This is a genomic window from Bradyrhizobium paxllaeri (assembly GCF_001693515.2).
GTDB lineage: Bacteria > Pseudomonadota > Alphaproteobacteria > Rhizobiales > Xanthobacteraceae > Bradyrhizobium > Bradyrhizobium paxllaeri.
The window spans coordinates 7,625,863-7,647,881 of record NZ_CP042968.1 but is presented as its reverse complement, the minus strand read 5'-3'; the positions used below and the strand labels follow the sequence as shown (position 1 = coordinate 7,647,881).

The 22,019-nt window shown below is 63.5% G+C and carries 22 protein-coding genes; 10 read left to right on the top strand and 12 right to left on the bottom strand.

From position 1 onward, the window contains the following. The first annotated feature begins 53 nt into the window (after positions 1–53). The 4 genes from thrC (at position 54) to LMTR21_RS36580 (ending at position 4,117) form a co-directional block, all read left to right on the top strand. Positions 54–1,472, top strand: a complete 1,419-nt coding sequence (gene thrC / locus LMTR21_RS36595) for a threonine synthase (protein ID WP_065753029.1) — start codon at positions 54–56, stop codon at positions 1,470–1,472. After that, positions 1,469–2,758 (top strand): M16 family metallopeptidase, encoded by a 1,290-nt coding sequence (locus tag LMTR21_RS36590; RefSeq protein WP_065752965.1) that lies wholly within the window; start codon positions 1,469–1,471, stop codon positions 2,756–2,758. Before thrC ends, LMTR21_RS36590 begins: the two co-directional genes overlap by 4 nt. A gap of 22 nt (positions 2,759–2,780) precedes the next feature. Further along, the gene (locus tag LMTR21_RS36585) at positions 2,781–3,368 is read left to right on the top strand and encodes a GNAT family N-acetyltransferase (protein WP_065752966.1); all 588 of its coding nucleotides are present in this window, start codon (positions 2,781–2,783) and stop codon (positions 3,366–3,368) included. 110 nt (positions 3,369–3,478) lie between these two features. Then, entirely contained in the window at positions 3,479–4,117 is a 639-nt protein-coding gene (locus LMTR21_RS36580) for a hypothetical protein (protein WP_246174969.1), read from the top strand. Between the two features lie 52 nt (positions 4,118–4,169). Here the strand turns inward: LMTR21_RS36580 and LMTR21_RS36575 are convergent, their stop codons facing one another. The 5 genes from LMTR21_RS36575 to LMTR21_RS36555 all read right to left on the bottom strand — a co-directional run bounded on the left by LMTR21_RS36575 (position 4,170) and on the right by LMTR21_RS36555 (position 6,763). Beyond that, positions 4,170–4,655, bottom strand: a complete 486-nt coding sequence (locus tag LMTR21_RS36575) for a F0F1 ATP synthase subunit B family protein (protein ID WP_065752967.1) — start codon at positions 4,653–4,655, stop codon at positions 4,170–4,172. Between the two features lie 4 nt (positions 4,656–4,659). Continuing rightward, positions 4,660–5,223: a F0F1 ATP synthase subunit B family protein gene (locus LMTR21_RS36570; RefSeq protein ID WP_065752968.1), complete on the bottom strand. Its 564-nt coding sequence runs from the start codon at positions 5,221–5,223 to the stop codon at positions 4,660–4,662. A 57-nt stretch (positions 5,224–5,280) separates the two neighbouring features. Further along, complete coding sequence (locus tag LMTR21_RS36565) at positions 5,281–5,511, bottom strand: F0F1 ATP synthase subunit C (protein WP_016847054.1); 231 nt, start codon at positions 5,509–5,511, stop codon at positions 5,281–5,283. 55 nt (positions 5,512–5,566) lie between these two features. Then, complete coding sequence (locus LMTR21_RS36560; protein WP_065752969.1) at positions 5,567–6,322, bottom strand: F0F1 ATP synthase subunit A; 756 nt, start codon at positions 6,320–6,322, stop codon at positions 5,567–5,569. A 69-nt stretch (positions 6,323–6,391) separates the two neighbouring features. After that, on the bottom strand, positions 6,392–6,763 hold the full coding sequence (locus LMTR21_RS36555; RefSeq protein ID WP_065753031.1) for an AtpZ/AtpI family protein: 372 nt from the start codon (positions 6,761–6,763) through the stop codon (positions 6,392–6,394). A gap of 275 nt (positions 6,764–7,038) precedes the next feature. Here LMTR21_RS36555 and LMTR21_RS36550 point away from each other — a divergent pair, with 275 nt between their 5' ends. The 3 genes from LMTR21_RS36550 to LMTR21_RS36540 all read left to right on the top strand — a co-directional run bounded on the left by LMTR21_RS36550 (position 7,039) and on the right by LMTR21_RS36540 (position 8,889). Next, the gene (locus tag LMTR21_RS36550) at positions 7,039–7,662 is read left to right on the top strand and encodes a 2-hydroxychromene-2-carboxylate isomerase (RefSeq protein ID WP_065752970.1); all 624 of its coding nucleotides are present in this window, start codon (positions 7,039–7,041) and stop codon (positions 7,660–7,662) included. A gap of 71 nt (positions 7,663–7,733) precedes the next feature. Further along, positions 7,734–8,267 carry a hypothetical protein gene (locus LMTR21_RS36545; RefSeq protein ID WP_065752971.1) on the top strand — a complete coding sequence of 178 codons (534 nt, stop codon included), beginning with the start codon at positions 7,734–7,736 and terminating at the stop codon, positions 8,265–8,267. Between the two features lie 148 nt (positions 8,268–8,415). Continuing rightward, the gene (locus LMTR21_RS36540; RefSeq protein WP_065752972.1) at positions 8,416–8,889 is read left to right on the top strand and encodes a secondary thiamine-phosphate synthase enzyme YjbQ; all 474 of its coding nucleotides are present in this window, start codon (positions 8,416–8,418) and stop codon (positions 8,887–8,889) included. 71 nt (positions 8,890–8,960) lie between these two features. Here the strand turns inward: LMTR21_RS36540 and LMTR21_RS36535 are convergent, their stop codons facing one another. The 6 genes from LMTR21_RS36535 to LMTR21_RS41385 form a co-directional block, all read right to left on the bottom strand. Beyond that, a complete protein-coding gene (locus tag LMTR21_RS36535; RefSeq protein WP_065752973.1) occupies positions 8,961–10,625 on the bottom strand; it encodes an MFS transporter in 1,665 nt (554 codons plus the stop codon). A 188-nt stretch (positions 10,626–10,813) separates the two neighbouring features. After that, positions 10,814–11,182 carry a hypothetical protein gene (locus tag LMTR21_RS36530; RefSeq protein ID WP_065752974.1) on the bottom strand — a complete coding sequence of 123 codons (369 nt, stop codon included), beginning with the start codon at positions 11,180–11,182 and terminating at the stop codon, positions 10,814–10,816. Positions 11,183–11,278: 96 nt separating this feature from the next. Then, positions 11,279–11,602, bottom strand: a complete 324-nt coding sequence (locus LMTR21_RS36525) for a hypothetical protein (RefSeq protein ID WP_065752975.1) — start codon at positions 11,600–11,602, stop codon at positions 11,279–11,281. After that, positions 11,599–11,919, bottom strand: coding sequence for a hypothetical protein (locus LMTR21_RS36520; protein ID WP_065752976.1), 321 nt, complete (start codon positions 11,917–11,919; stop codon positions 11,599–11,601). Before LMTR21_RS36520 ends, LMTR21_RS36525 begins: the two co-directional genes overlap by 4 nt. A gap of 169 nt (positions 11,920–12,088) precedes the next feature. Next, positions 12,089–14,068, bottom strand: a complete 1,980-nt coding sequence (locus LMTR21_RS36515; protein WP_065752977.1) for a sodium:solute symporter family protein — start codon at positions 14,066–14,068, stop codon at positions 12,089–12,091. 12 nt (positions 14,069–14,080) lie between these two features. Beyond that, on the bottom strand, positions 14,081–14,740 hold the full coding sequence (locus LMTR21_RS41385; RefSeq protein WP_246174968.1) for a DUF4212 domain-containing protein: 660 nt from the start codon (positions 14,738–14,740) through the stop codon (positions 14,081–14,083). Here LMTR21_RS41385 and LMTR21_RS36505 point away from each other — a divergent pair. The 3 genes from LMTR21_RS36505 (at position 14,700) to LMTR21_RS36490 (ending at position 18,430) form a co-directional block, all read left to right on the top strand. Further along, entirely contained in the window at positions 14,700–15,308 is a 609-nt protein-coding gene (locus tag LMTR21_RS36505; protein ID WP_065752979.1) for a hypothetical protein, read from the top strand. The two genes, LMTR21_RS41385 and LMTR21_RS36505, sit on opposite strands and share 41 nt — an antisense overlap. 61 nt (positions 15,309–15,369) lie before the next feature. Continuing rightward, positions 15,370–17,502, top strand: a complete 2,133-nt coding sequence (locus LMTR21_RS36500) for a DUF294 nucleotidyltransferase-like domain-containing protein (RefSeq protein WP_065752980.1) — start codon at positions 15,370–15,372, stop codon at positions 17,500–17,502. A gap of 250 nt (positions 17,503–17,752) precedes the next feature. After that, positions 17,753–18,430, top strand: a complete 678-nt coding sequence (locus LMTR21_RS36490; RefSeq protein ID WP_065753032.1) for a response regulator — start codon at positions 17,753–17,755, stop codon at positions 18,428–18,430. Between the two features lie 28 nt (positions 18,431–18,458). Here the strand turns inward: LMTR21_RS36490 and LMTR21_RS36485 are convergent, their stop codons facing one another. Beyond that, the gene (locus tag LMTR21_RS36485; RefSeq protein WP_065752981.1) at positions 18,459–21,974 is read right to left on the bottom strand and encodes a PAS domain-containing hybrid sensor histidine kinase/response regulator; all 3,516 of its coding nucleotides are present in this window, start codon (positions 21,972–21,974) and stop codon (positions 18,459–18,461) included. Positions 21,975–22,019 lie beyond the last annotated feature (45 nt).

The window sequence follows — 22,019 nt, the reverse complement described above, 5'->3', positions numbered from 1 at the left end:
TTCACGATCAATATCAAAGGCTTGGCATAGGGCTGGCGCCTTTGGAGGGTGGTTTGACGCGCTATATTTCGACGCGGGGGGAGGCCCCCGTTCTGGGTTTCTGCGATGTGATGCTGACCGGGCTCGCCCGCGACGGCGGCCTCTATGTGCCCGAGGTCTGGCCGCAACTGTCGCGCGAGACGATCGCCTCCTTCTTCGGCCGTCCCTATTGGGAAGTCGCCGTCGACGTGATCAAGCCGTTCGCCGCGGGCGAAATCTCCGACGCCGATCTCGGCCGCATGGCGAATGAGGCCTACGCCACGTTCCGCCATCCCGCGGTGGTGCCGCTGAACCAGGTCAGCCCCAATCAATTCGTGCTGGAGCTGTTCCACGGCCCGACGCTGGCGTTCAAGGACGTCGCGATGCAGTTGATCTCGCGGCTGATGGATCATGTGCTGGCCAAGCGCAACCAGCGCACCACCATCGTGGTGGCGACCTCGGGCGATACTGGCGGCGCCGCGGTCGATGCCTTTGCCGGCCTCGACAATGTCGATCTGGTGGTGCTGTTTCCGAACAGGCGCATCTCCGACGTGCAGCGGCGGATGATGACGACGACCGGCGCCGCCAACGTGCACGCGGTCGCGATCGAAGGGACGTTCGACGATTGCCAGGCGATTGTGAAGGCGATGTTCAATCATCACGGCTTTCGCGACGCGGTCTCGCTGTCCGGCGTCAACTCGATCAACTGGGCGCGGATCGTCGCCCAGGTGGTGTACTACTTCACTTCCGCCGTGGCGCTCGGCGCGCCCGCGCGCACGGTGGATTTCACCGTGCCGACCGGCAATTTCGGCGACATCTTTGCAGGCTACGTCGCCAAGAAAATGGGCCTGCCGGTGCGCTGGTTGCGCATCGCCTCCAACATCAACGACATCCTGCCGCGCACGCTCAAGACCGGCATCTACGAGGTCCGCGAGGTTCACGCCTCCGCTTCGCCCTCGATGGATATCCAGGTCTCCTCGAATTTCGAGCGGCTGCTGTTCGAGGCGAGCCGCCGCGATGCCGACAGCGTCCGCCGCCTGATGGGCTCGCTAAAACAGTCCGGCCGCTTCGTGCTGCCGGATGCCATGCTGGCCGCGATCCGCGAGGAGTTCGACGCCGGCCGTGCCGACGAGACCGAGACCTCGGCCGCGATCCGCACCGCCTGGCGCGAGGCCGGCGAGCTCGTCGATCCCCATACTGCGGTGGCGCTGGCGGTGGCCGATCGCGACACCTCGGATTCGAAGATCCCCAACATCGTGCTGTCGACCGCGCATCCGGCCAAGTTTCCCGATGCGGTGGAAGCCGCCTGCGGCGTGCGGCCGCAACTGCCGGCCTGGCTCGACGGCCTGATGACCAAATCCGAACACATCACGGTGATGAAGAACGATTCAGCCGAAGTGGAGCGATTCGTGCGCTCGGTGAGCCGTGCCGCGAAGCAGGGAGTAGCCGGATGAGTGTCGACGTGACCAAGTTGCCGTCCGGCCTGACCGTCGTCACCGACACCATGCCGCATCTGGAAACCGCAGCGCTCGGCGTCTGGGCCGGTGTCGGCGGCCGCGACGAAAAGCCGAACGAGCACGGCATATCGCATCTTCTCGAACATATGGCCTTCAAGGGCACGACCAAGCGCTCCTCACGTGAGATCGTCGAGGAGATCGAGGCGGTCGGCGGCGATCTCAACGCCGGCACCTCGACCGAGACCACCGCCTATTATGCGCGGGTGATGAAGGCCGACGTGCCGCTGGCGCTGGATGTGCTGTCCGACATTCTCACCAATCCCTCCTTCGTGCCGGACGAACTCGAGCGCGAGAAGAGCGTCATCGTGCAGGAAATCGGCGCGGCGCAGGATACGCCCGATGATGTCGTGTTCGAGCACCTCAACGAACTCTGCTTTCCGGACCAGCCGATGGGCCGCTCGCTGCTCGGCACCGCCAAGACGCTGAAGAAGTTCGATCGCGACATGCTGCGCGGCTATCTCTCCACGCATTACCGCGGGCCCGACATGGTGGTGGCCGCCGCCGGCGCGGTCGATCACACGCGCGTGGTGGAGGAAGCGGCGCAAAAGTTTGCCAGCTTCGACGCCACGCCCGCGCCGAAGCCGCAACCGGCGATGTTCGGCAAGGGCGGCTCGCGCGTGGTGCACCGCGACCTCGAACAGGCGCATCTGACGCTGGCGCTGGAAGGCGTGCCGCAGACCGACCTCTCGCTGTTCTCGCTGCAGGTCTTCACCAACACGCTCGGCGGCGGAATGTCGTCGCGGCTGTTCCAGGAAGTGCGCGAGAAGCGCGGCCTGTGCTACTCGATCTACACCTTCCATGCGCCCTATACCGACACCGGCTTTTTCGGCCTCTATACCGGCACCGATCCCGGCGACGCGCCGGAAATGATGGAAGTGATCGTCGACGTCATCAATGACGCGGTGGAAACCCTCACCGAAGCCGAAATCGCCCGCGCCAAGGCGCAGATGAAGGCGGGACTGCTGATGGCGCTGGAGAGCTGCTCGTCGCGGGCCGAACAATTGGCGCGGCATATATTGGCCTATGGCCGTCCCCTGACGGTGGAGGAGCTGGTGGCGCGGATCGACGCCGTCAGCGTCGAATCCACCCAAAGCGCCGCCCACGCACTTTTGTCGCGTAGCCGGCCGGCGGTTGTGGCACTCGGCAGTGGCAGGGGTCTGGACACGGCGGTATCTTTTGCGGAAGGATTGACGCGGTCGAAGGCGAAGACGCTGCTACATTGAGGTAGAGCGGGAGAGAGTGGGCATGGCCCTGTTTCGGTTGCCAACCAGCGGACCTGCCGCGCTTGTGCCGCGCGGCCGCGGCCTCCTGCTGCGCGCGCCGCAGATGTCGGACTTCCCGCAATGGGCGCAATTGCGCGAATCGAGCCGCGCCTATCTGACGCCGTGGGAACCGATCTGGCCGTCGGACGATCTGACCCGCGCCGGCTTTCGCCGCAGGCTCCGCCGCTACGCCGAGGATATCGCCGCCGACCGGTCCTATCCGTTCATCATCTTCCGCGAGGCCGATGGCGCCATGATCGGCGGCATCACGCTCGCCAATGTCCGCCGCGGCATCGTGCAGGCCGGCACCATCGGCTATTGGGTCGGCGAGCCCCATGCCCATCGCGGCTACATGACCACCGCGCTGCGGGTGCTGCTGCCGACGCTGTTTGGCGAGCTCAATTTGCACCGCATCGAGGCCGCCTGCATCCCCTCCAACTCGCCGTCGATCCGGGTGCTGGAGAAATGCGGCTTCACCCGCGAGGGGCTGGCGCGGCGCTATCTCTGCATCAACGGCGTCTGGCAGGACCATCTGCTGTTCGGCCTGCTGCACGAGGATTTCCGCGGCTGAACCGCTGATTCGCCGTTGGTTCCTAGGCCTTTTGGGTGCCTTGGGTTCGCCGCCATTGGGCTGCTATAAGGCCGCCGGGAATAATAACAATGGGATGTCAGGGACGTCGCATGGGTGACAATCGTTTGGCTGGGATCGCGGTGGTGGCCGCGGTCGCGGGTGGGTTGGCGTGCCTGACGGCCGTGCCGGCATCGGCGCAATCGCTGGGCGATCGCTTCAAGAGCCTGTTCGGCGGCAAGTCGGACGAGGAGCCGGCCGCCGCTGCGCCGGCGGCGGTTCCGCAGGATACGGGCGATCTGACCTGTCCGCCGGTTACGGTCAGGGCGGGGGCATCCACTTACGCGGTCGGAGCGCCTGGCAAGCAGCCGGTCGGCAACGACCTGCGCTTCCAGGCGACGATCAGCAAGATGGCCCGCGAATGCAGCCTCAATGGCGGCGTGATCACGGCGCGGATCGGCATTCAGGGCCGCGTCATCGCCGGTCCCGCCGGCGCCCCGGCCTCGGTCCAGGTCCCGATCCGCGTGGCGGTGGTGCACGGCGGCGTGGCCGAGAAGACCATCGCCACCAAGGCCTACCAGACCACGGTCAACATGACCGAAAGCGGCAGCGAGCCGTTCACGCTGGTCGCCGAAGACCTTACCTATCCGGTGCCTCCCGGCGCCGCCGGCGACAGCTACATCTTCTATATCGGCTTCGACCCGCAGGCCCTGAAGCCCGAACGCCCGGCACCGAAAAAGAAGAGACAATAAAAAAGCCGGCGCGATTGCCTCGCGCCGGCTTTTGATTGGTGGTGGGAAGCGTTCAGTTCAGCTTGGCGCGAACTTCCGCAATGCCCTTGGTGAGCAGGTCGTCGGCGACCGAGCCCTTGACCGACTGCGACAGGATGGTCGAGGCGGCTTCGACCGCGGCGTTGGCGGCAGCGGCCCGGACGTCAGCCAAAGCCTGGGCTTCGGCAAGTGCGATCTTGCCTTCGGCGGTCTTGGTGCGGCGGGCGACGAAGTCTTCCATCTTGGCCTTGGCTTCGGTCGCGATGCGCTCGGCTTCGGCCTTGGCGTTGGCGACGATCTCCTCGGCCTCGCGCTCGGCGCTGGCGCGGCGGGTCTGATACTCGCCGAGCAGCTTGGCGGCCTCCTCCTTGAGACGCTTGGCGTCGTCAAGTTCGGCCTTGATGCGCTCGCTGCGATGATCGAGCGCCGTCAGCACCGTCTTGTGGATGCCGAGATAGGCAAACAGCACCAGCAGGATCACGAAGGCGATTGCGACCCAGGTTTCCGGTTGGGTGAACATCGGTCTATCCCTTCAACGAAGCGTCGACGGCGCTGCTCACCGCCTTGCTGTCGGGCAGCACGCCGGTGAGACGCTGGACGATCGCGCCGGCCGCATCTGCGGCGATGCCGCGGACATTGCTCATCGCGGTTTCCCGCGTCGCCGCGATCTGCTTCTCGGCGGCGGCAAGCTTGGCGGTGAGCTGGTCTTCCAGCGTCTTGCGCTCGGCTTCTGCAGCCGCATTCAGCTTCTCGCGGGTCTCGTTGCCGATCGCCTGCGCGCGGGTGCGGGCGGAGGCGAGTTCGGTCTCGTACGCTTTCAGCGCCGCGTCCGACTCGTCCTTGAACTTCTGCGCCGCTGAAAGATCGCCCTCGATCGCGTTCTGACGCGCGTCGATCACGCTTTCGACGCGCGGCAGCGCGATGCGAGAGACGATGACGTAGAGTGCGACGAATGCGATCGCGAGCGACACCAGTTGCGAAGCAAACGTGCTCGACTCGAACGGAGGAAATCCTCCGCCGTGTCCGCCGTCGGCTTCGGTGTGGGCGCCAGTGCCCTTGGCCGGGGTACCATGACTTTTTTCAGCCACGGGGTTCTCCTGTTGCAGTCAGCCGCGCCGCCCGGAGGCGGCGCGATAGGGTGCAGCTCAGAGCGGAACGAACAGCAGCAGCAGCGCGATCAGCAGCGAGAAGATGCCGAGCGCTTCGGTCACGGCGAAGCCGAAGATCAGGTTGCCGAACTGGCCCTGGGCTGCGGAAGGATTGCGCACGGCAGCGGCAAGGTAGTTACCGAAGATGATGCCCACGCCGACGCCTGCGCCGCCCATGCCGATGCACGCGATGCCCGCGCCGATAAGTTTTGCTGCTGCCGGTTCCATTTTCTAGAGCTCCTTGAGGATAAGACAAAGTGTGGGTGGAAATTCCCCGGACCGCTTAGTGTCCCGGATGAATGGCGTCGTTGAGGTAGATGCAGGTGAGGATCGCGAACACGTAGGCCTGCAGGAATGCGACCAGCAGTTCGAGCGCGGTCAGTGCCACCGTGAGCGCCAGCGGCAGCACGCCGCCGATCCAGCCGATTGCGCCGAGCGAGACGCCGAGCATGGCGACAAAGCCCGCGAACACCTTCAGTGCGATATGGCCGGCCAGCATGTTGGCGAACAGACGAACGCTGTGCGAGACCGGCCGCAGGAAGAACGACAGGATTTCGATGAACATGACCAGCGGCAGGATGTAGATCGGCACGCCGTGGGGGACGAAAAGCTTGAAGAACTTCAGGCCGTTCTTGTAGAGGCCGTAGATCAGCACCGTGAAGAAAACCAGCAACGCCAGCGCCGCGGTGACGATGATGTGGCTCGAAACGGTGAAGGTGTAGGGGATGATGCCGATCAGGTTCGAGATGCAGATGAACATGAACAGCGAGAAGATCAGCGGGAAGAACTTCATGCCTTCCGCGCCGGCGGTAGAGCGGATCGTCGAGGCGACGAACTCGTAGGAGATTTCCGCGATCGACTGCAGCCGCCCGGGAACCAGTTGCCGTCCCGCCATGCCGCCGATCATCAGGATCGAGATCACCGCCACTGCCAGGAACATGTACAGCGACGAGTTGGTGAAGGCGATCGTGTGGTTGCCGATTTGGCCGATCGTGAAGATGGGTTCGATATTGAACTGGTGGATCGGGTCGATTTTCATCCGCGCGGCTCTTTATCCACCGGCCTGGCCGGCGATCGAATTTCAAATGTCGTGACTTCCCGTCGGTGCTCAGCGTCTGCGGGAAGCTACGCCTGCAGATCTCACCACGTTGACCACCCCGGCGACAAAGCCGAGCAGAAGAAACACGATGAAACCGAACGGCGATGTCGACAACAAACGGTCGAACCCCCAACCCAACGCCGCCCCGACGACAACGCCCGCGACCAACTCTGAGGAAAGCCGGAAACCCAGCGCCATCGCAGATGCTCTGGCAGCCGTATCTCCGCTTTCGGTACCGGGTTGATCAGTCCTTACTTTCCGGCTGTCACGAATTTCGGACAACCGTTGATCCAGACTTCCGAGCCTTGCGGAAAGCGCAGCTTCGTCGGAAGACGGCTGATCGCGATTCCCACTTGCGTTGTCGTTCTTGTCTTCGGCCATGCCCAAGACCCTAAACGATGCCAACGGTTGATGGAAATTACGCCCGTCACCCTTGAAAGCCGCGCGGACCATACTTACCGCGTCTAATCAAGTCAAGATTAGGCCGTAGCCAGTTAGTGCTTTGATTTGACTGGAATTATTCGAGATTTGCCTGCGACACTGTGGACTGTCATCGCAGTGCAGCAGCTATTCCTGCAAGGATCGATCTTGCGCCCGTCTAGGCGGTCTGTTGGGATGCCTCGCGCGAGACGAAAATCCTCGTTCCCGGAGGGCGCATGCCGCGTCAGGTCGACTACTATTTCTCGATCCAATCGCCCTGGGCCTATATCGGGCATCAAGCCTTTCGTGACCTTGTAAGTACTTACGATCTCAGGGTTAATCACAAGCCGGTGGTGCTGGTCGATCTGTTCTCGGAGACCGGCGGCCTGCCCCTGATGAAGCGCCACCCGGTGCGGCAGCGATACCGGATGGTCGAACTGCAGCGCTGGCGCGACAAGCGCGGGCTGAAATTCAATCTGCAGCCGGCCCACTGGCCCTTCAACGCGCGGCTCGCCGACGGCGTCGTGATCGCGGCGCTGGAAGCCGGCCTCGACCCCGACCGATATTTGCGGCGGGCCTTCGCCGGCGTCTGGCAAGATCAGCTCAATCTCGCCGATCCCGCAACGATTGCGAAACTGGCCGACGAATCGGGACTGCCCGGCGCGCAATTGGTGGAGCGCTCCGGCGCAGACGACATCACGGCGGCGTATGAGCAGAACCGGCAGGAGGCGCTTGCGGCCGACGTGTTCGGCTCGCCGGTCTATGTGCTGGATGGCGAAGTGTTCTGGGGCCAGGACCGCATCGAATTGCTGGAAGATGCGTTGAAGTCGGGACGGGCGGCCTATAGCTCAAAGGTGTAAGGTGTGAGGAGCGCCTTGAAAGCGCCCCGCCGGTCGAGGAAACCGGCAACTCCTGAGGCGGGAGCAAGCCCATGCGCACAGCAAAATCGTCCTCGAAATTTTTAAGCCCCGTCGCGCTCGCGCTCTGTCTCGCAGCCGGCGGCCACGCGTTCGCCGGGCCGCTGCCGGAGACCGAGAACGGGCGCTATTCGCTGTCGCCGGCCGGCGATGGCGTATTGCGGCTCGACACCAGAACCGGCGCGGTCTCGACCTGTACCAATTCGGGCGCCGGTTGGGCCTGCTACGCGGTGCCCGACGAGCGCACGGCGATGGATTCGGAAATCGGCCGCCTGCAGGTCGACATTGGCCGGCTGCAGGCCGAGAATGAAAAGCTGAAGTCGGAGCTCGCCTCGCGCGAACCGACTGTATCCGGCAAGATCGAGGAGCCGCTGCCGAAAGCGGACTCGCTCAAGCCGCCGAAGGTTACCGAGGGCGAGCGCAAGATCGAAATCCCGCTGCCGAGCGACCGCGACATGGATCGCATGATGTCGTTCCTGGAAAATGCCTGGCGGCGCCTGATCGAGATGGCCAACCGGGTGCAGCGGGACGTCAACGGCAAGATTTGACGGGGCTCCCGTCGTCCCTGCGAACGCAGAGACCCATACGCCGCGGCCTCTCGATTTTGCGCGATGAGAGTTGATACCATCCGCAACAATGAACGCCTGTGGTTATGGGTCCCTGCGTTCGCAGGGACGACGTGTGGAGAGAATCTTTATGAGCTCACCCAGATCCGTTTCCCGCACGGCCCCCTCCGTCGTCAGTGCCAACACCATCGTGTCCTCGCTGCTGACGGTGCAGACCTCGGGCAGGGGCTTCACCGATCTCACCGCCGAAGTCGCAAAATTCCTGCGTGAGGCGCGGGCACGCGAGGGCGCGCTGACGCTGTTCATCCGTCACACTTCGGCGTCGCTGACCATCCAGGAGAATGCCGATCCGACCGTGCTCGTCGATCTGACGACGGCGCTGAACCGGCTCGCGCCGGAAAACGCCGGCTGGCGTCATGACACCGAGGGACCGGACGACATGCCCGCGCACATCAAGACCATGCTGACCGCGACCTCGCTACACGTGCCGGTGCTGCAGGGCGCGCTCGCGCTGGGCACCTGGCAGGCGATCTATCTGGTTGAGCACCGCGCGCGGCCGCACCGCCGCGAGATCGTGCTGCAGTTCGCCGGCATGACCGATTGAGAACCGTGAAAAAAGCAAACCGGCCGCGGATCGCTCCGCGGCCGGTTCGTGATTGATGAGTGTGAACCCGGTTACTTCGTGATGTCGACGTCCTTGGTCTCCGGCAGGAAGAAGAAGCCGATGACCACGGTGATCGAGGCGAAGATGATCGGATACCAGAGACCGGCATAGATATCGCCGGTAGCGGCCACGATCGCGAACGAGGTCGCCGGCAGCAATCCGCCGAACCAGCCGTTGCCGATATGGTAGGGCAGCGACATCGAGGTGTAGCGGATCTTGGTCGGGAACAGCTCGACCAGCATCGCCGCGATCGGCCCGTACACCATGGTGACGTAGATCACCAGGATGAACAGCAGTCCGATGATGGCGGCGACCTGCGGTTTGAAGATGTCAAACGGGTGGTTCATCTTCACGAGCGTCGGGTTGGCGCCGCGCTTCGGATATCCGGCTTCCTGCAGGGCGGCCGTCGCGCCGGCGTTGGAGTCAGCCGGTTTGGTGTAGGGCACGTCCTTGCCGTTGATGCGGATCAGCACGGGTGAGCCGGCGGCACCAGCGACGGTGTCGTACTTCACCGAGGACTTCGCGAGGAAGTCGCGGGCCAGATCGCAAGGCGCGGTGAACACGCGGGTGCCGACCGGGTTGAACAGGTCGCCGCAGCCCTTCGGGTCGGCCACGACCTGCACCTTCACCGATTCGATGGCCTTTTCCAGCGTCGGGTTGGCGTTGGTCGAGATCATCTTGAAGATCGGGAAGAAGGTCAGCGCCGCAATCAGGCAGCCTCCCAGAATGATCGGCTTGCGGCCGATCTTGTCAGACAGCGCGCCGAACACGATGAAGAAGCCGGTGCCGAGCAGGAGCGACCAGGCGATCAGGAGGTTGGCGGTGTAGCCGTCGACCTGAAGGATCGATTGCAGGAAGAACAGCGCGTAGAACTGGCCCGTGTACCAGACCACGCCCTGGCCCATCACGCCGCCGAGCAGTGCGATCAGCACGAGCTTGCCGTTGCTCCAGTTGCCGAAGGCTTCGGTCAGCGGAGCCTTCGAGCCCTTGCCTTCCTCCTTCATCTTCTGGAAGACCGGCGACTCGTTCAGCCGCAGCCGGATCCAGACCGAGATGCCGAGCAGCACGACCGAGAGCAGGAACGGGATGCGCCAGCCCCATGCCGCGAACTCAGGCTCTCCTAGGATTGTTCTGGTGAACAGGATGATCAGCAGCGACAGGAACAGGCCGAGCGTCGCGGTAGTCTGAATGAACGAGGTGTAGTAACCGCGCTTGCCCATCGGCGCATGCTCGGCAACATACGTTGCCGCACCGCCGTACTCACCGCCGAGCGCGAGGCCCTGCAGCAGGCGCAATGCGATCAGGATGATCGGGGCTGCGATGCCGATGGTCGCAGCATTGGGCAGTAGGCCGACGATGAAGGTCGACAGGCCCATGATCAGAATGGTGACGAGGAAGGTGTATTTGCGGCCGACGATGTCGCCGACACGTCCGAACACGATGGCGCCGAACGGGCGGACCAGGAAGCCGGCGGCGAAGGCGAGCAGCGCGAAGATGTCGCGGGTTGCCGGCGGATAGGCCGAGAAGAACTGCGCGCCGATGATGCTGGCGAGCGATCCGTAGAGGTAGAAATCATACCATTCGAAGACAGTGCCCAGCGAGGAGGCGACAATGACGAAACGTTCGTCCTTTGTCATTCCCGCAGCCTTGCCGGATGTGGCAGTAATTGTCGACATTTCCGATTCGCTCCCCTTTTTTATGATCGCGCAGATAAGCGTTGCGTCAGATCGACGCGCAATTGTGAGCTTCACTACATGTTCGCGAAGCTTGGCCCAATAGTACTTTCGGTGGGATCGGCAGCGTTTTCTCGCCGTTTTTGGCTGCTGCAATAGTTTGATTCGCCGTTTGTCGGCGCAGCTTCGGACTAAAGTCCAATGACTGAAAAGATGAGCGCGATACTCCACATCACGATGGAAATCACTGCGGTCCAGCTCGCGAACAGCAAATAAGTCTCGCGCATGACCATCGAAACCGTCCGTTGCGCGGAGGCCTGGGGCGGACGGTTTTCCTTGGGAAGATAGAGCCACATCTCGGTGCGGCGGTGGTCCTTGGTCCGGGCTTCCCAGGCTTTCAACACCAGAATCAGTGTCATCAGGATGCTGAGAAAGCCGCCGGCCTGGAAGGCAGAGCGCGGCAGGAATGACAGTCCGATCATGACGCAGAAGATGGCGAGCGAGGCGAAGCCGCAGGCACGAAGCACTGTTTCGTAGGCGATACGGCGCATCTCTTCCATGATCCGCCACCCCGTCAATCAAGGATAGATGCCGGTTCAAAAGCCGGCCGCAGGGTAGCGGTAGCGCGACCCGTGCTCAACTCCGCTCATGGGCCGTTACAGGCCGATCTTGAGAAAGTTACCGGTGGCCGGTAGCGCCAGAAGGGCGGTTCCCGCAAGCCATATCCAGAGCGATGCGTCGGTTGATTCCGAGGCTCCGGTGACCCGCTCGTAGATCGCCGCCGGAATCCCGCCAAGGATGACGGTTGCGGTCGAAACCATCAGGGATGCGAACATCAGCGTCAGGGACAGGCTGCCAAACAGCAGCGGGCCGGCGAGTAACTGGACGTACAGCAGCGTGAAAATCAGCGCGAGCTGGTTGAAGATGCCGTTGATCATGCCGAAGAATGCGATTCCGATGAAATAGAAATTGCGGCTCATGATGCGGCTCCACCAATCCGGGGCGCCAGATTGAACAGCAGCAATGTGTAGTGAAGCGCGACGCGCAGCCAGAACAGCCAGACGAAGCTGAACAGCCAAATCAGGACGGGCGGGGTGACCTTGGGCGTCACGATTGCGACGGCGGCGACGACGGGATCGGTGATCCGGCAGAAGAACCGCCAGATGTAGTTCGGCGAGTCCGCATCCACCATCAGGCCGAGCAGGACGCGGCCAAGCAACGTGTACATCAACACCGCAAGAATAAAATTAGGCAGATGAAAGTACCAATATGCCGCGAGCGAGCTTGCGATATCCAAGGACGTTTCTCCTCGCAGCCTGATAGTGAGACAACCGGCCGAGCATCGCCGCCAGCCGCTCTCCGTCAACAATGGCAAGAGCGCGATATCAGGGCAAGACGGAGAAGGTGCCACCAACAAAAGACGGGGCCCATGAAGGGCCCCGTCCATCGATCTCCAGTCAAATAACCTAGGTAGTCTTCTCCTCCAGCACCGTCCTGCCGCGCGGCTTCCGGATTTCGTCGATGTAGGCCTGCATTTCGGCCGATGGCTCCCTGCCGAGCTTGCTGACGATGTAGATGACCGCGAAGCCCAATGGCGCTCCCAACAATCCGCACGAGATATTGTTGAGGTTGAACCACCCGACCTTGTTCGCCAGCGGGTGAGCCAATGTCGGGAAGCTTTCCATGGCATTGGGCAATGCCATGGCCTTCGCGACATCGACCACCGGAGCCCCTGTGACGGGGTTCAGCAGCGACGTCATGCCGAAATACTTTACACCTGCGCCTGGGAAGTACCGGCTTGTCACGAGATAGAACAGGCACAACCCGAAGCCTGCAATGATGCCGCAGATGGCGCCCGTTGCCGTCGTCCGCTTCCACCAGACGCCCATCACCAGCGCCGGGAAGTTGCCGGCCATCGCGAGCGAGAACGCCCAGCCGACCATGGCCAGGATGTCGCCTGGCTTGGTTGCGGCCGTCGCGGCTGCGATCACGGCGACGCCCACCAGGAGGGCGCGTGCCACCGTGAGGCGGCGAATGGTCGGAGCGTTCGGATCGATCATCTTGTAATAGATGTCGTGCGACAGCGCGTTGGCGATGGCGAGCAGCAGGCCGTCGGCGGTGGAGAGCGCGGCGGCGAGGCCGCCCGCTGCCACCAGACCCGAGATCACATAGGGAAGTCCCGCGATCTCCGGCGTGGAGAGCACGATCACGTCCGTATTGATCACGAAGTCCTGCAGCCGCACGACCCCGGGATGATCGGCGATCGCTTTACAGGCGGCAATCACCGCATCGATGCCGCTGGCATTCTTGCCGCAGATCTGGATCAGCCCGAGTTCACCCCAACTGAACAACCAGGGGCGAATGGCGGACAGGTCGCGCCCGATGATGTTGGTGTAGACCTCCAGCTTGGAGAACGCCGCATAGGCCGGCGCCGAGAAGTACAGCAGGAAGATGAACAGCAACGACCAGGCGACCGACTGGCGTGCCTCACGCACCGACGGGGTGGTGAAGTAACGCATCAGGATGTGCGGCAACGACGCCGTGCCGACCATCATGCACATGATGATCGCAAAGAAGTTGAGTGGGCTATAGTTGATGAAGGGTTGGATGTGCGGCTTTAGCGTTGCGGCGGTCGTCAGACCGTTCGCCAGCATTTGTTGCTCGCGCGCGGCAATATCCGCGATTGCCTGCCCGTAGGTGAGTTGAGGGATCGGAATCCCGTATTTCATCGTGGACAGGATAACGATCGGCGTCAGATAGGCGATGATCAGCACGATGTATTGTGCGATCTGCGTCCAGGTCACCGCCCGCATGCCACCCAGCATCGCACAGAGCAGAATGCCGACAAGGCCCGCAAAGACCGCAAGCTCGAACTGCATTCCGAGGAAGCGCGAGGCGATGATTCCGGTGCCGTAGATTTGCGCCGTTACATAGGTAAAGGAGCAGGCGACCAGCACGATCACGCCGAGGAAGCGGGCGAAGTTGCCGCCGTACCGGAACGACAGGAAGTCGGGTACGGTATAGGCGCCGAACTTGCGCAGGTACGGTCCGATCAGGATCGACACCAGCACAAATCCGCCGGTCCAACCCAGCACCCATGCGAGGCCGTCATAACCGAGCAGGAACAAGGTGCCGGCCATGCCGACAAAGGAAGCCGCTGACATCCAGTCGGCGCCCGTCGCCATGCCGTTATAGAAAGCCGGGACACGCCGTCCGGCGACATAATACTCGGAGACCTCAGCGGTTCGCGTCATCACCCCGATGATGGCGTACACCGCGAGCGTGAAGAACACGAACAGATATCCGAGTATCTTGTTCGGAACGCCTACCTGTTCGAGAATCGCGAGCAGGATGATGAACGACAGGAACCCTCCGGTATAGGTGCCGTACATTCTGCCCAGATTCTTGATGAAATCCGAGGTGCTGGTGGTGGCTTGTGTGGCCATGATCTCATCCCCTCAATCTTCCTCGGCAAAGCCGAATTCGCGATCGATCTTGTCCTGCTGTTTCGCGAACATGAACAGCATGACCACGAAGGCGATGAGCGACCCTTGCGCCGCCATGTAGAAGCCGAGCGGGAAGCCGAGAATCGGAATGACGATATTGTTGAGCGGCTTCACGAACATGTGGATGATGAAGCCGAAGAAGAACCAGATGGCGAGATGGGTAAACATCAGGCGCGACGTCTTGCGCCAGTGAGCTTCTTCTTTCTGTTTGATGCTTGTAGAGTCAGGCATAGCTTGCATTTCTCCTTCAAAGCATGGGCCGGCAAAAAAGCCGCCGGTATGAATGATCGAGGGGAATGCAAATCCCTTCAGTGCGGCGCCCCCCCTTTGCCGCTGCTCTATCGGTCTTGCGCCGATTTTGGAGACAACGCAGGGTAACACTACGAATCGTCGGGCCTTCATTAGACTTTCGGGGGTATTATTTGTTGCGTTTGCGAAGAGGGTGAAGCAATTCGGATAGGGAATTGCCGCAACTGCTAACGACGCGGTGCTGAGAACCTTGAACCTTGCGGGATCGGATAGGGTAAGCTGCTGACCAAGTTGCCTCGCGCCGATCAGGCAGGAGACCGCAATGAAGCTGTTCGGAAAACTGTTTCGACCGCGCCCGCCCATTCGGGACTGCGAGGCGCTTGCGGACTTCATCGATGCCCAATCCGCCTTCATTGTGCAGAAGGGAATCTTCGAATATTCGCGGGCGCGCGCGGGGCACTACGCGAAGGTGCTGTTTGCCGAGGAGGGGTTTGCCCGGTCGGTCGAACATGCGCGCTGGCAGGCGTTTCCGCTGGGTCTCGCGATGGTCGGCGAGACGGTAGACGTGGTCCTGCGTCCGCATGCCGGCGCCGATCGCCGGGCGGTGCTCGACCGGATCATCACGGTCGTCCTTTCGGTCTTCGATCGCTATCCGGTGCCGCCATCGATCGGTGAGGCGGGCTGGCAGGAGGCGCGGCGGGAGCTGGAGCACCGGCTCGATCTGGTCGGGGGGCACGCGCCGAAGCGGGTGATGGACATCCCTGATCCCCTGGCGGAGAGCTACTTTGCCATGATGCCGATCCACGAAAAGCTGCGCGGGCGAGACTTCGATACGACGCGCAATTACTTGCGCGTCAGCCTGTGCAACATCCATGACGAGTTGATCGACCGGATCGACGCGGCCGCCGTCACCGGAGCGTTATTGAAATAGGGCGGCGTCCGGACGCGGCCATCGCCGACCCGACACCGCGACCCGGCGACGCGAGGGAGCGATGATCAGGACGAACGGCGGCGCTTCGCTTTTGTCACTCGACGCCGTGGTCATCGATACCGAAACCACCGGTCTCGATCCACGCAAGGCGCGGATGGTCGAGCTTGCCGGGGTCCGCCTTTCGGCAGGGAAGCTGGCGGCCGACGTGTCGTTTCGTCAGTTGCTGCGGCCGGCAGGCGAGACGATCCCGGCCGAGGCGACACGCATCCATGGCATCGACGATGCAGCGGTAGCGGCGGCGCCCGTGTTTGCGGACGTTTGGCCGAGTTTTGACGCGTTTGTCGATGGATCCCTCGTGATCGGGCACACGGTGGGTTTCGACCTGGCGATGCTCAAGCGCGAATGCGATCTGGCCGATCTGCCGTGGTCGCGGCCGCGAACGCTCGATACCCGGTTGCTCGCCGAGATCGTCGCTCCCGAATTGGCCGGCTACACGCTGGAAAAGCTCACCGGCTGGCTCGGAATCGAAGCTTCCGAACGTCACACCGCGCTGGGTGACGCGATCACGACGGCGCGGCTATTTCTGGCGCTGGTGCCAAAGCTGCGTGAGCGCGGCATCCGCACCGTTGCCGAGGCCGAACGCGCCTGCCGCGCGCTTACTGCCGTGCTCGACGATCAGGTGCGGAGCGGGTGGATCGAGGCGGTCGAGGCCACGGCCTGCGTCGATACCGAGCAAACGCTGAAGCGCTTCGACAGCTATCCGTTTCGCCACCGCATCCGCGGCATCATGCGGACACCCGTGATCTTCGTCTCACCGGATACCAGGGTCGGCGAGGCGCTGGTGCGAATGACGGACGAGAAGATATCGGCGGTCTACGTCCACGGGCCGCAGGCGGAACCGGAGATCAAGGCGGCTGACGCGGGGATCGTCACGGAGCGCGACGTGCTGCGCGCCCTGGCCCGGGACGGCGCCCCGGCACTGCGACAGCCGGTCGCCGAGATCATGAGCCGGCCGCTTGCGGCGGTCCCGGCAGACGCGTTTGTCTACCGCGCGATCGGCCGGATGTATCGTCTCAAGACCCGCCATCTCGGCGTCGTCGACGAGGAGGGCTGCGTGATCGGCGCATTGTCGGCGCGCGATCTGCTGCGTCTGCGCGCAGGCGATGCCATATCGCTCGGCGACGAGATCGACGAGGCCACCGACGCGCATGCGCTGTCGGCGGCCTGGGCGCAGTTGCCTCGTGTCGCGCAAATGCTTCTGGCGGAGGGATTGTCCGGACGCGATATCGCCGAGGTGATTTCCCGGGAGCTGGGCGCTCTTTCCCGCCAGGCCGCGGTGATCGCCGAACGAATCATGCGGGAGAACGGCCGGGGCGAGCCGCCGTGCGACTATGCGCTGCTGGTGCTCGGCTCGGCCGGACGCGGCGAGAGCCTGTTGGCGATGGATCAGGACAACGCGTTGATCTTCGCGCAGGGCGAGCCCGATGGCGAGGAGGATCGCTGGTTTGCAGCGTTGGGGGCGCATGTCGCTGATATCCTGCACGAGGTCGGCGTGCCTTATTGCCGCGGAGGCGTCATGGCGAAGAATCCATCCTGGCGCGGCTCGGTGGCCACATGGCGCGACCGGATCGACAAGTGGATCACGCGTTCCCGTCCCGCCGATCTGTTGTCCGTCGATATCTTCTTCGACCTGCGGGCGGTTCATGGCAACGGCGGCCTTGCCGTCTCGGTGCGCCAGGCGGCCTTCGCGGCGGCCGAAGGCCAGGTCGCGTTCGCCAAGCTGTTAGTCGAGAACGTCAGCGCTCCTCCGAGCCTGAAGTTTTTCGGCGGAATCCGCACGGTCGCCGGCCGCATCGACCTCAAGGCGGCTGGACTGTTTGGGCTCATTTCATGGGTGCGCGCGATGGCGATCCGCTATCACGTCATGGAACGGTCGACGTCGGCGCGACTGGCAGGCGTGAAGGCCAAGGTTCGGGCCAGCGAGAGCGATCTCGACGCGCTCGGCGAAGCGCAGGGGGTCTTTCTCGATCTCATTCTGTCGCAGCAGCTCGAGGACATCGCCCACGGTATCCAGCCCTCCAACGCCGTCGCCGTGAAGCGATTGTCAGCCCGTGACCTCGATCGGCTGCGCGCGGCGCTCGCTGCGGTTTCCACCATCGACGAGCTGGGCCGCGACCTGCTGTTCAAGAATTGACGCGAGGTGTTCCGCGAAAGCGAAGGCATTTTTCCCGGAGTTCCTCGTTGGTGGGATGATGGCGCGACGCTCCCGAAGTTAGTAGTTTTTTGCGCTGCACCATTTGCAGGAAATCGGCGCGGATTAACTGCTTTTGCGCAACGCGGGCAAGGTTGCCTTGCAAGTCGCCCCCCGACGGTGGACAATCAAATTGCTGTCGATCAGCAACGAGTTGCACGTTTTCCGACCTCTTGTCGGGCGCCTGGATCAGATGACTGCTGCTACTGCCAATACCCATCTCGTCATCGCCGACGACCACCCGCTGTTCCGCGACGCGTTGCGGCAGGCGGTCGCGAGCGTCGTGGCATCGGCCGCCATCAGCGAGGCCGGGTCGTTCGACGATCTCACCGCGCTGCTGGAGCGGGACTCCGAGGTCGACCTGATCCTGCTCGACCTCACTATGCCGGGGATATCGGGGTTCTCCGGTTTGATCTATCTGCGCGCGCAATATCCGGCGATCCCGGTGGTGATCGTATCCGCCAGCGACGACGCCGGTACCATCCGCAGGTCGCTGGATTTCGGCGCCTCGGGCTTCATCCCAAAGCGCTTCGGCGTCGAGACGCTGCGCGTCGCCATCATGAAGGTGATGGAGGGCGACGTTTGGGTTCCGCCGGACACCGATCTGTCGTCGGCCGACGATCCCGACATGGCGCGGCTGCGCGACCGCCTGGTCACGCTGACCCCGCAGCAGGTGCGGGTGCTGATGATGCTGTCGGAGGGCCTGCTCAACAAGCAGATCGCCTACGAACTCGGCGTCTCCGAAGCGACCATCAAGGCGCATGTCTCGGCGATCCTGCAGAAACTCGGCGTCGAAAGCCGGACGCAGGCGGTGATCGCGGCGGCAAAGATCTCCGGCGGCCAGTGGCGCCAGGGCACGCCGCCGGGATAATCAAGGCGCCGCGGAACGACGGCGTGCACTACTCCGCCGCCGCCGCCACCATCTGCTGCGCACGCCACTGGCCGAGCAGGGCGCGGAGCGAGGCCGGCTTCACCGGCTTGTTGAGGATCGCGATATTCTCCTCGCGTGCGGCGGCGCGGACGTTCGGGCTGCGGTCGGCGGTGATCAGGATCGCCGGAATGTTCTCGCCGAAGCGGCGGCGGATCTCGCGGATCGCGGCGACGCCGTTGCCGCGGTCGAGATGATAATCGACCAGAAGGCCGGTCACGCTGTTGCCGGAAGCTTCGATCGCTGCGATCGCGGCCTCGGGATCGGCCACCGCGATCACCTCGGCGTCCCACGCGGTCAGCAACGTCTTCATGCCGTCGAGGATCGCCGGATCGTTCTCGATGCAGACGATCAGGGCGCCGCTCATCGGCGTCTTCGACAGCGGCGTCGCGCTGGTGACGGCGGCGGTATGGTTGATTCCCTTGGCGACCGGGACCGTCACCGAGAACACCGAGCCGCCGCTGGCGTTGGCGTCGATCGCGATGCCGTGCTTGAGCACCCGCGCCAGCCGCTCGACGATGGAAAGGCCGAGGCCGAGGCCGCGCGCGATCCGCGCGCCCTGTTCGAGGCGGTGAAACTCCTTGAAGATCTCGCCGCGTTTCGCGACCGGGATGCCGACACCGGTATCGTAGACGCCGATCTTCAGGGATTGTCCTTGGCGGCGGCAGCCGACCAGCACGCGACCGCGCGGGGTATATTTGATGGCGTTGGAAATGAAATTCTGCAGCAGCCGGCGTAGCAGCAGCCGGTCGGATTCCGCCGGCAGCGAGCAGGGCACGAAGGTCAACTCCAGCCCCTTGGCGCGCGCGATCGGTGCGAACTCGATCTCGAGCGAGCGCATCAGGTCGGCCATCTTGAAGCTGGTGATGGCTGTGGTCATCGCGCCGGCATCGAGCCGCGAGATGTCGAGCAGCGCGCCGAGGATTTCCTCGATCGCCTCCAGCGAGTCGTCGATGTTCTCGACCAGGCGCGAATCCTCGCCGCCGTTCTGCCGTTCGACGAGGCTCGTCACATACAGCCGCGCCGCATTGAGCGGCTGCAGGATGTCGTGGCTGGCCGCGGCCAGGAACCGGGTCTTCGAGATGTTGGCGTCCTCAGCGGTGCTCTTGGCCTGCGCCAGTTCGGAGTTCAGCCGCGTCAGTTCCTCGGTGCGGTCGCGCACGCGCTTTTCCAGCGTCGCATTGGCGCGCTCCAGCGCTTCAGCCGCCTCGAAGCTCGGGGTGACGTCGGAGAAGGTGATCACGACGCCGCCGCCCGGCATCCGGTTGGATCGCACCTCGATCACCATGTGACGGTCGGTCAGGCGTTCCAGATAGGACTCGCCCTCGGTGGTGTAGGCCTTTAGACGCCGATGCAGCAACACGCCGGGATCGCCGGCGCCGGATGCGCTGATCGCGCCTATGAATTCGAGAATTTCCTGCAAGGGAATGCCGAGTTGCATGAGGTGCGGCGGCAGCGCGAGGATCTCGCCGAACTGCGCGTTCGAGCAGATCAATTGCAGGTCGGCGTCGAATACCGCGATGCCCTGGCGCACATGGTTGAGCGCGGTCTGCAGGATCTCGCGGTTGAAATGCAGCGCAGCGTGGGAATCGTCGAGCAGCTTCAGCGCGGCCTTGGCGGAGACGGTGCGCTTGCGCAACAGCAGCGACATTACGAGGCGCGAGGAGGCTGCGCCGATCGAGGAGGCGATCAGGCGTTCGGCATATTGCAGCAATTCGAAATCGGCCGGTGCGGCCGGATCGAGACGGCCGGGATGATCGGCGGCAAAGGTCTGGAAGGCCTGGGCGGCGCGCTCGGGGCCGAGATACTGCGTCACCGTGCTCTGGATGTCCTGCACGGTAACGGTCGTCCGCCAGCGCCGGAACGTCGGCGTGATCGGCGTCAGCGTGTTCGGCACGAACAGGTCCGCCTGCAGCCGTTCGATCGACGACGGCCGTTGCGCGATCGACATCACGATGTAGGTCAGGATGTTGAGGGAGAGCGACCAGAGCACGCCATGCATCAGCGGCGGCAGATCGGCGCCCAACAGCGCCCGCGGACGCAGCGCCTCGATGCCGAATGGTCCGTGTTGCAGCAGAAGGAGACCGGTGGGATTGCCCTCCAGGAAGCTCGGCAGAAACAGCGTATAGGCCCACACGGCAAAGCCGACCAGCATGCCGGTCATGGCGCCGCGTGCGGTGCCGTGGCGCCAGAACAGCCCGCCGAAGAAGGCCGGCGCCAGCTGGGCGAGCGCTGCGAATGACAGCAGGCCGATCGCCGCCAGTTGCGCATTGCCGAGCGCGCGATAGTAGAAATACGCCATCACCATGATGGCGAAGATCGCGAAGCGCCGGATCCTGAGCAGGAAGTCGCCGAAATCCTTGCTGCCGTCGCGCGTTGCGGGTCCGCGCTGCAGCACCAGCGGCAGGATGATGTCGTTCGAGACCATGATGGAGAGCGCGACGCATTCCACGATCACCATCGCGGTCGCGGCCGACAGGCCGCCGACGAAGACGGCAATGCTGAGCAGCGGGACATTCTCCTCGATCGGCAGCGCCAATACGTACATGTCGCTGTCCACGGCGCCGAACGGGAAGGTAACGAGGCCGGCGATCGCGATCGGAATCACGAACAGGTTGATGGCGACCAGATAGAGCGGGAACAGCCAGCGGGCGCGGTTGACCTCCTCGGGGCTGGAGTTCTCCACCACGCTGACGTGAAACTGCCGCGGCAGCAGCATGATCGCGCAGAACGACAGCAGCGTCATGGTGAGGAAATTACCGAGCGAGGGCACGTAGTCGATCGCGCGCACCGCCTCGGGGGTCTTCATCGCGCGTTCGATCAGCTCGACCGGCGTGAACATCCAGAAGGTGACGAAGGCGCCGACAGCGAGAAAGGCCACCAGCTTGACGATGGATTCGGTGGCGATCGCCAGCATTAGGCCGTGCTGGTGCTCGGTGGCGTCGGTCTGGCGGGTGCCGAACAGCACGGCGAATGCCGCCATCGCCAGCGTCACCACCAGCGCAATGTCGCCGATGATCGGGATCGAGGAGAGCAGCTTGTCCTCGCTGAGGATCGTCTCCAGCGACGACGCCACTGCCTTGAGCTGCAGCGCGATGTAGGGCACGGAACCTACGATCGCGATCATCGCGACCGTGCCGGCAACCGCCTGGCTCTTGCCGTAGCGCGCGGCGATGAAGTCGGCGATCGAGGTGATGTTCTGCGACTTGGCGAGCTGGATCACGCGCCGCAGAAGCGGCGTGCAAAGCCCGATCATCAGGATCGGTCCGACATAGATCGCGAGGAAGTCGACGCTGGTGCGGGTGGCGAAGCCGACGGAACCGAAGAAGGTCCAGGAGGTGCAGTAGATCGCCAGCGAGAGCGGATAGATCAGCATGCCGGCGCGGCCGCGCTGGGCCGGCGACAGGCGGTCGCCATAGCTGGCGACGACGAACAGCAATCCGATATAGGCGAACGCGGCGGCGATTACGCCCCAGTCGTGCAGCATCGCTGCATATCTCCCTTCACGGCCAGCAGCCGTAGGGAGACTATA

Excerpts from the sequence above, each read along its gene's own strand:
- LMTR21_RS36500 (WP_065752980.1), top strand. The coding sequence starts at position 15,370 with ATGATCAGGACGAACGGCGGCGCTTCGCTTTTGTCACTCGACGCCGTG.
- LMTR21_RS36485 (WP_065752981.1), bottom strand. The coding sequence starts at position 21,974 with ATGCTGCACGACTGGGGCGTAATCGCCGCCGCGTTCGCCTATATCGGA.
- LMTR21_RS36535 (WP_065752973.1), bottom strand. The coding sequence starts at position 10,625 with ATGTCGACAATTACTGCCACATCCGGCAAGGCTGCGGGAATGACAAAG.
- LMTR21_RS36575 (WP_065752967.1), bottom strand. The coding sequence starts at position 4,655 with ATGTTCACCCAACCGGAAACCTGGGTCGCAATCGCCTTCGTGATCCTG.
- LMTR21_RS36530 (WP_065752974.1), bottom strand. The coding sequence starts at position 11,182 with ATGGAAGAGATGCGCCGTATCGCCTACGAAACAGTGCTTCGTGCCTGC.
- LMTR21_RS36580 (WP_246174969.1), top strand. The coding sequence starts at position 3,479 with ATGGGTGACAATCGTTTGGCTGGGATCGCGGTGGTGGCCGCGGTCGCG.
- LMTR21_RS36585 (WP_065752966.1), top strand. The coding sequence starts at position 2,781 with ATGGCCCTGTTTCGGTTGCCAACCAGCGGACCTGCCGCGCTTGTGCCG.
- LMTR21_RS36565 (WP_016847054.1), bottom strand. The coding sequence starts at position 5,511 with ATGGAACCGGCAGCAGCAAAACTTATCGGCGCGGGCATCGCGTGCATC.
- LMTR21_RS36545 (WP_065752971.1), top strand. The coding sequence starts at position 7,734 with ATGCGCACAGCAAAATCGTCCTCGAAATTTTTAAGCCCCGTCGCGCTC.
- LMTR21_RS36590 (WP_065752965.1), top strand. The coding sequence starts at position 1,469 with ATGAGTGTCGACGTGACCAAGTTGCCGTCCGGCCTGACCGTCGTCACC.
- LMTR21_RS36490 (WP_065753032.1), top strand. The coding sequence starts at position 17,753 with ATGACTGCTGCTACTGCCAATACCCATCTCGTCATCGCCGACGACCAC.
- LMTR21_RS36550 (WP_065752970.1), top strand. The coding sequence starts at position 7,039 with ATGCCGCGTCAGGTCGACTACTATTTCTCGATCCAATCGCCCTGGGCC.
- LMTR21_RS36555 (WP_065753031.1), bottom strand. The coding sequence starts at position 6,763 with ATGGCCGAAGACAAGAACGACAACGCAAGTGGGAATCGCGATCAGCCG.
- LMTR21_RS36540 (WP_065752972.1), top strand. The coding sequence starts at position 8,416 with ATGAGCTCACCCAGATCCGTTTCCCGCACGGCCCCCTCCGTCGTCAGT.
- LMTR21_RS41385 (WP_246174968.1), bottom strand. The coding sequence starts at position 14,740 with ATGGGCGGGCGCGGTCGAAACAGTTTTCCGAACAGCTTCATTGCGGTC.
- LMTR21_RS36560 (WP_065752969.1), bottom strand. The coding sequence starts at position 6,322 with ATGAAAATCGACCCGATCCACCAGTTCAATATCGAACCCATCTTCACG.
- LMTR21_RS36525 (WP_065752975.1), bottom strand. The coding sequence starts at position 11,602 with ATGAGCCGCAATTTCTATTTCATCGGAATCGCATTCTTCGGCATGATC.
- LMTR21_RS36505 (WP_065752979.1), top strand. The coding sequence starts at position 14,700 with ATGAAGCTGTTCGGAAAACTGTTTCGACCGCGCCCGCCCATTCGGGAC.
- LMTR21_RS36515 (WP_065752977.1), bottom strand. The coding sequence starts at position 14,068 with ATGGCCACACAAGCCACCACCAGCACCTCGGATTTCATCAAGAATCTG.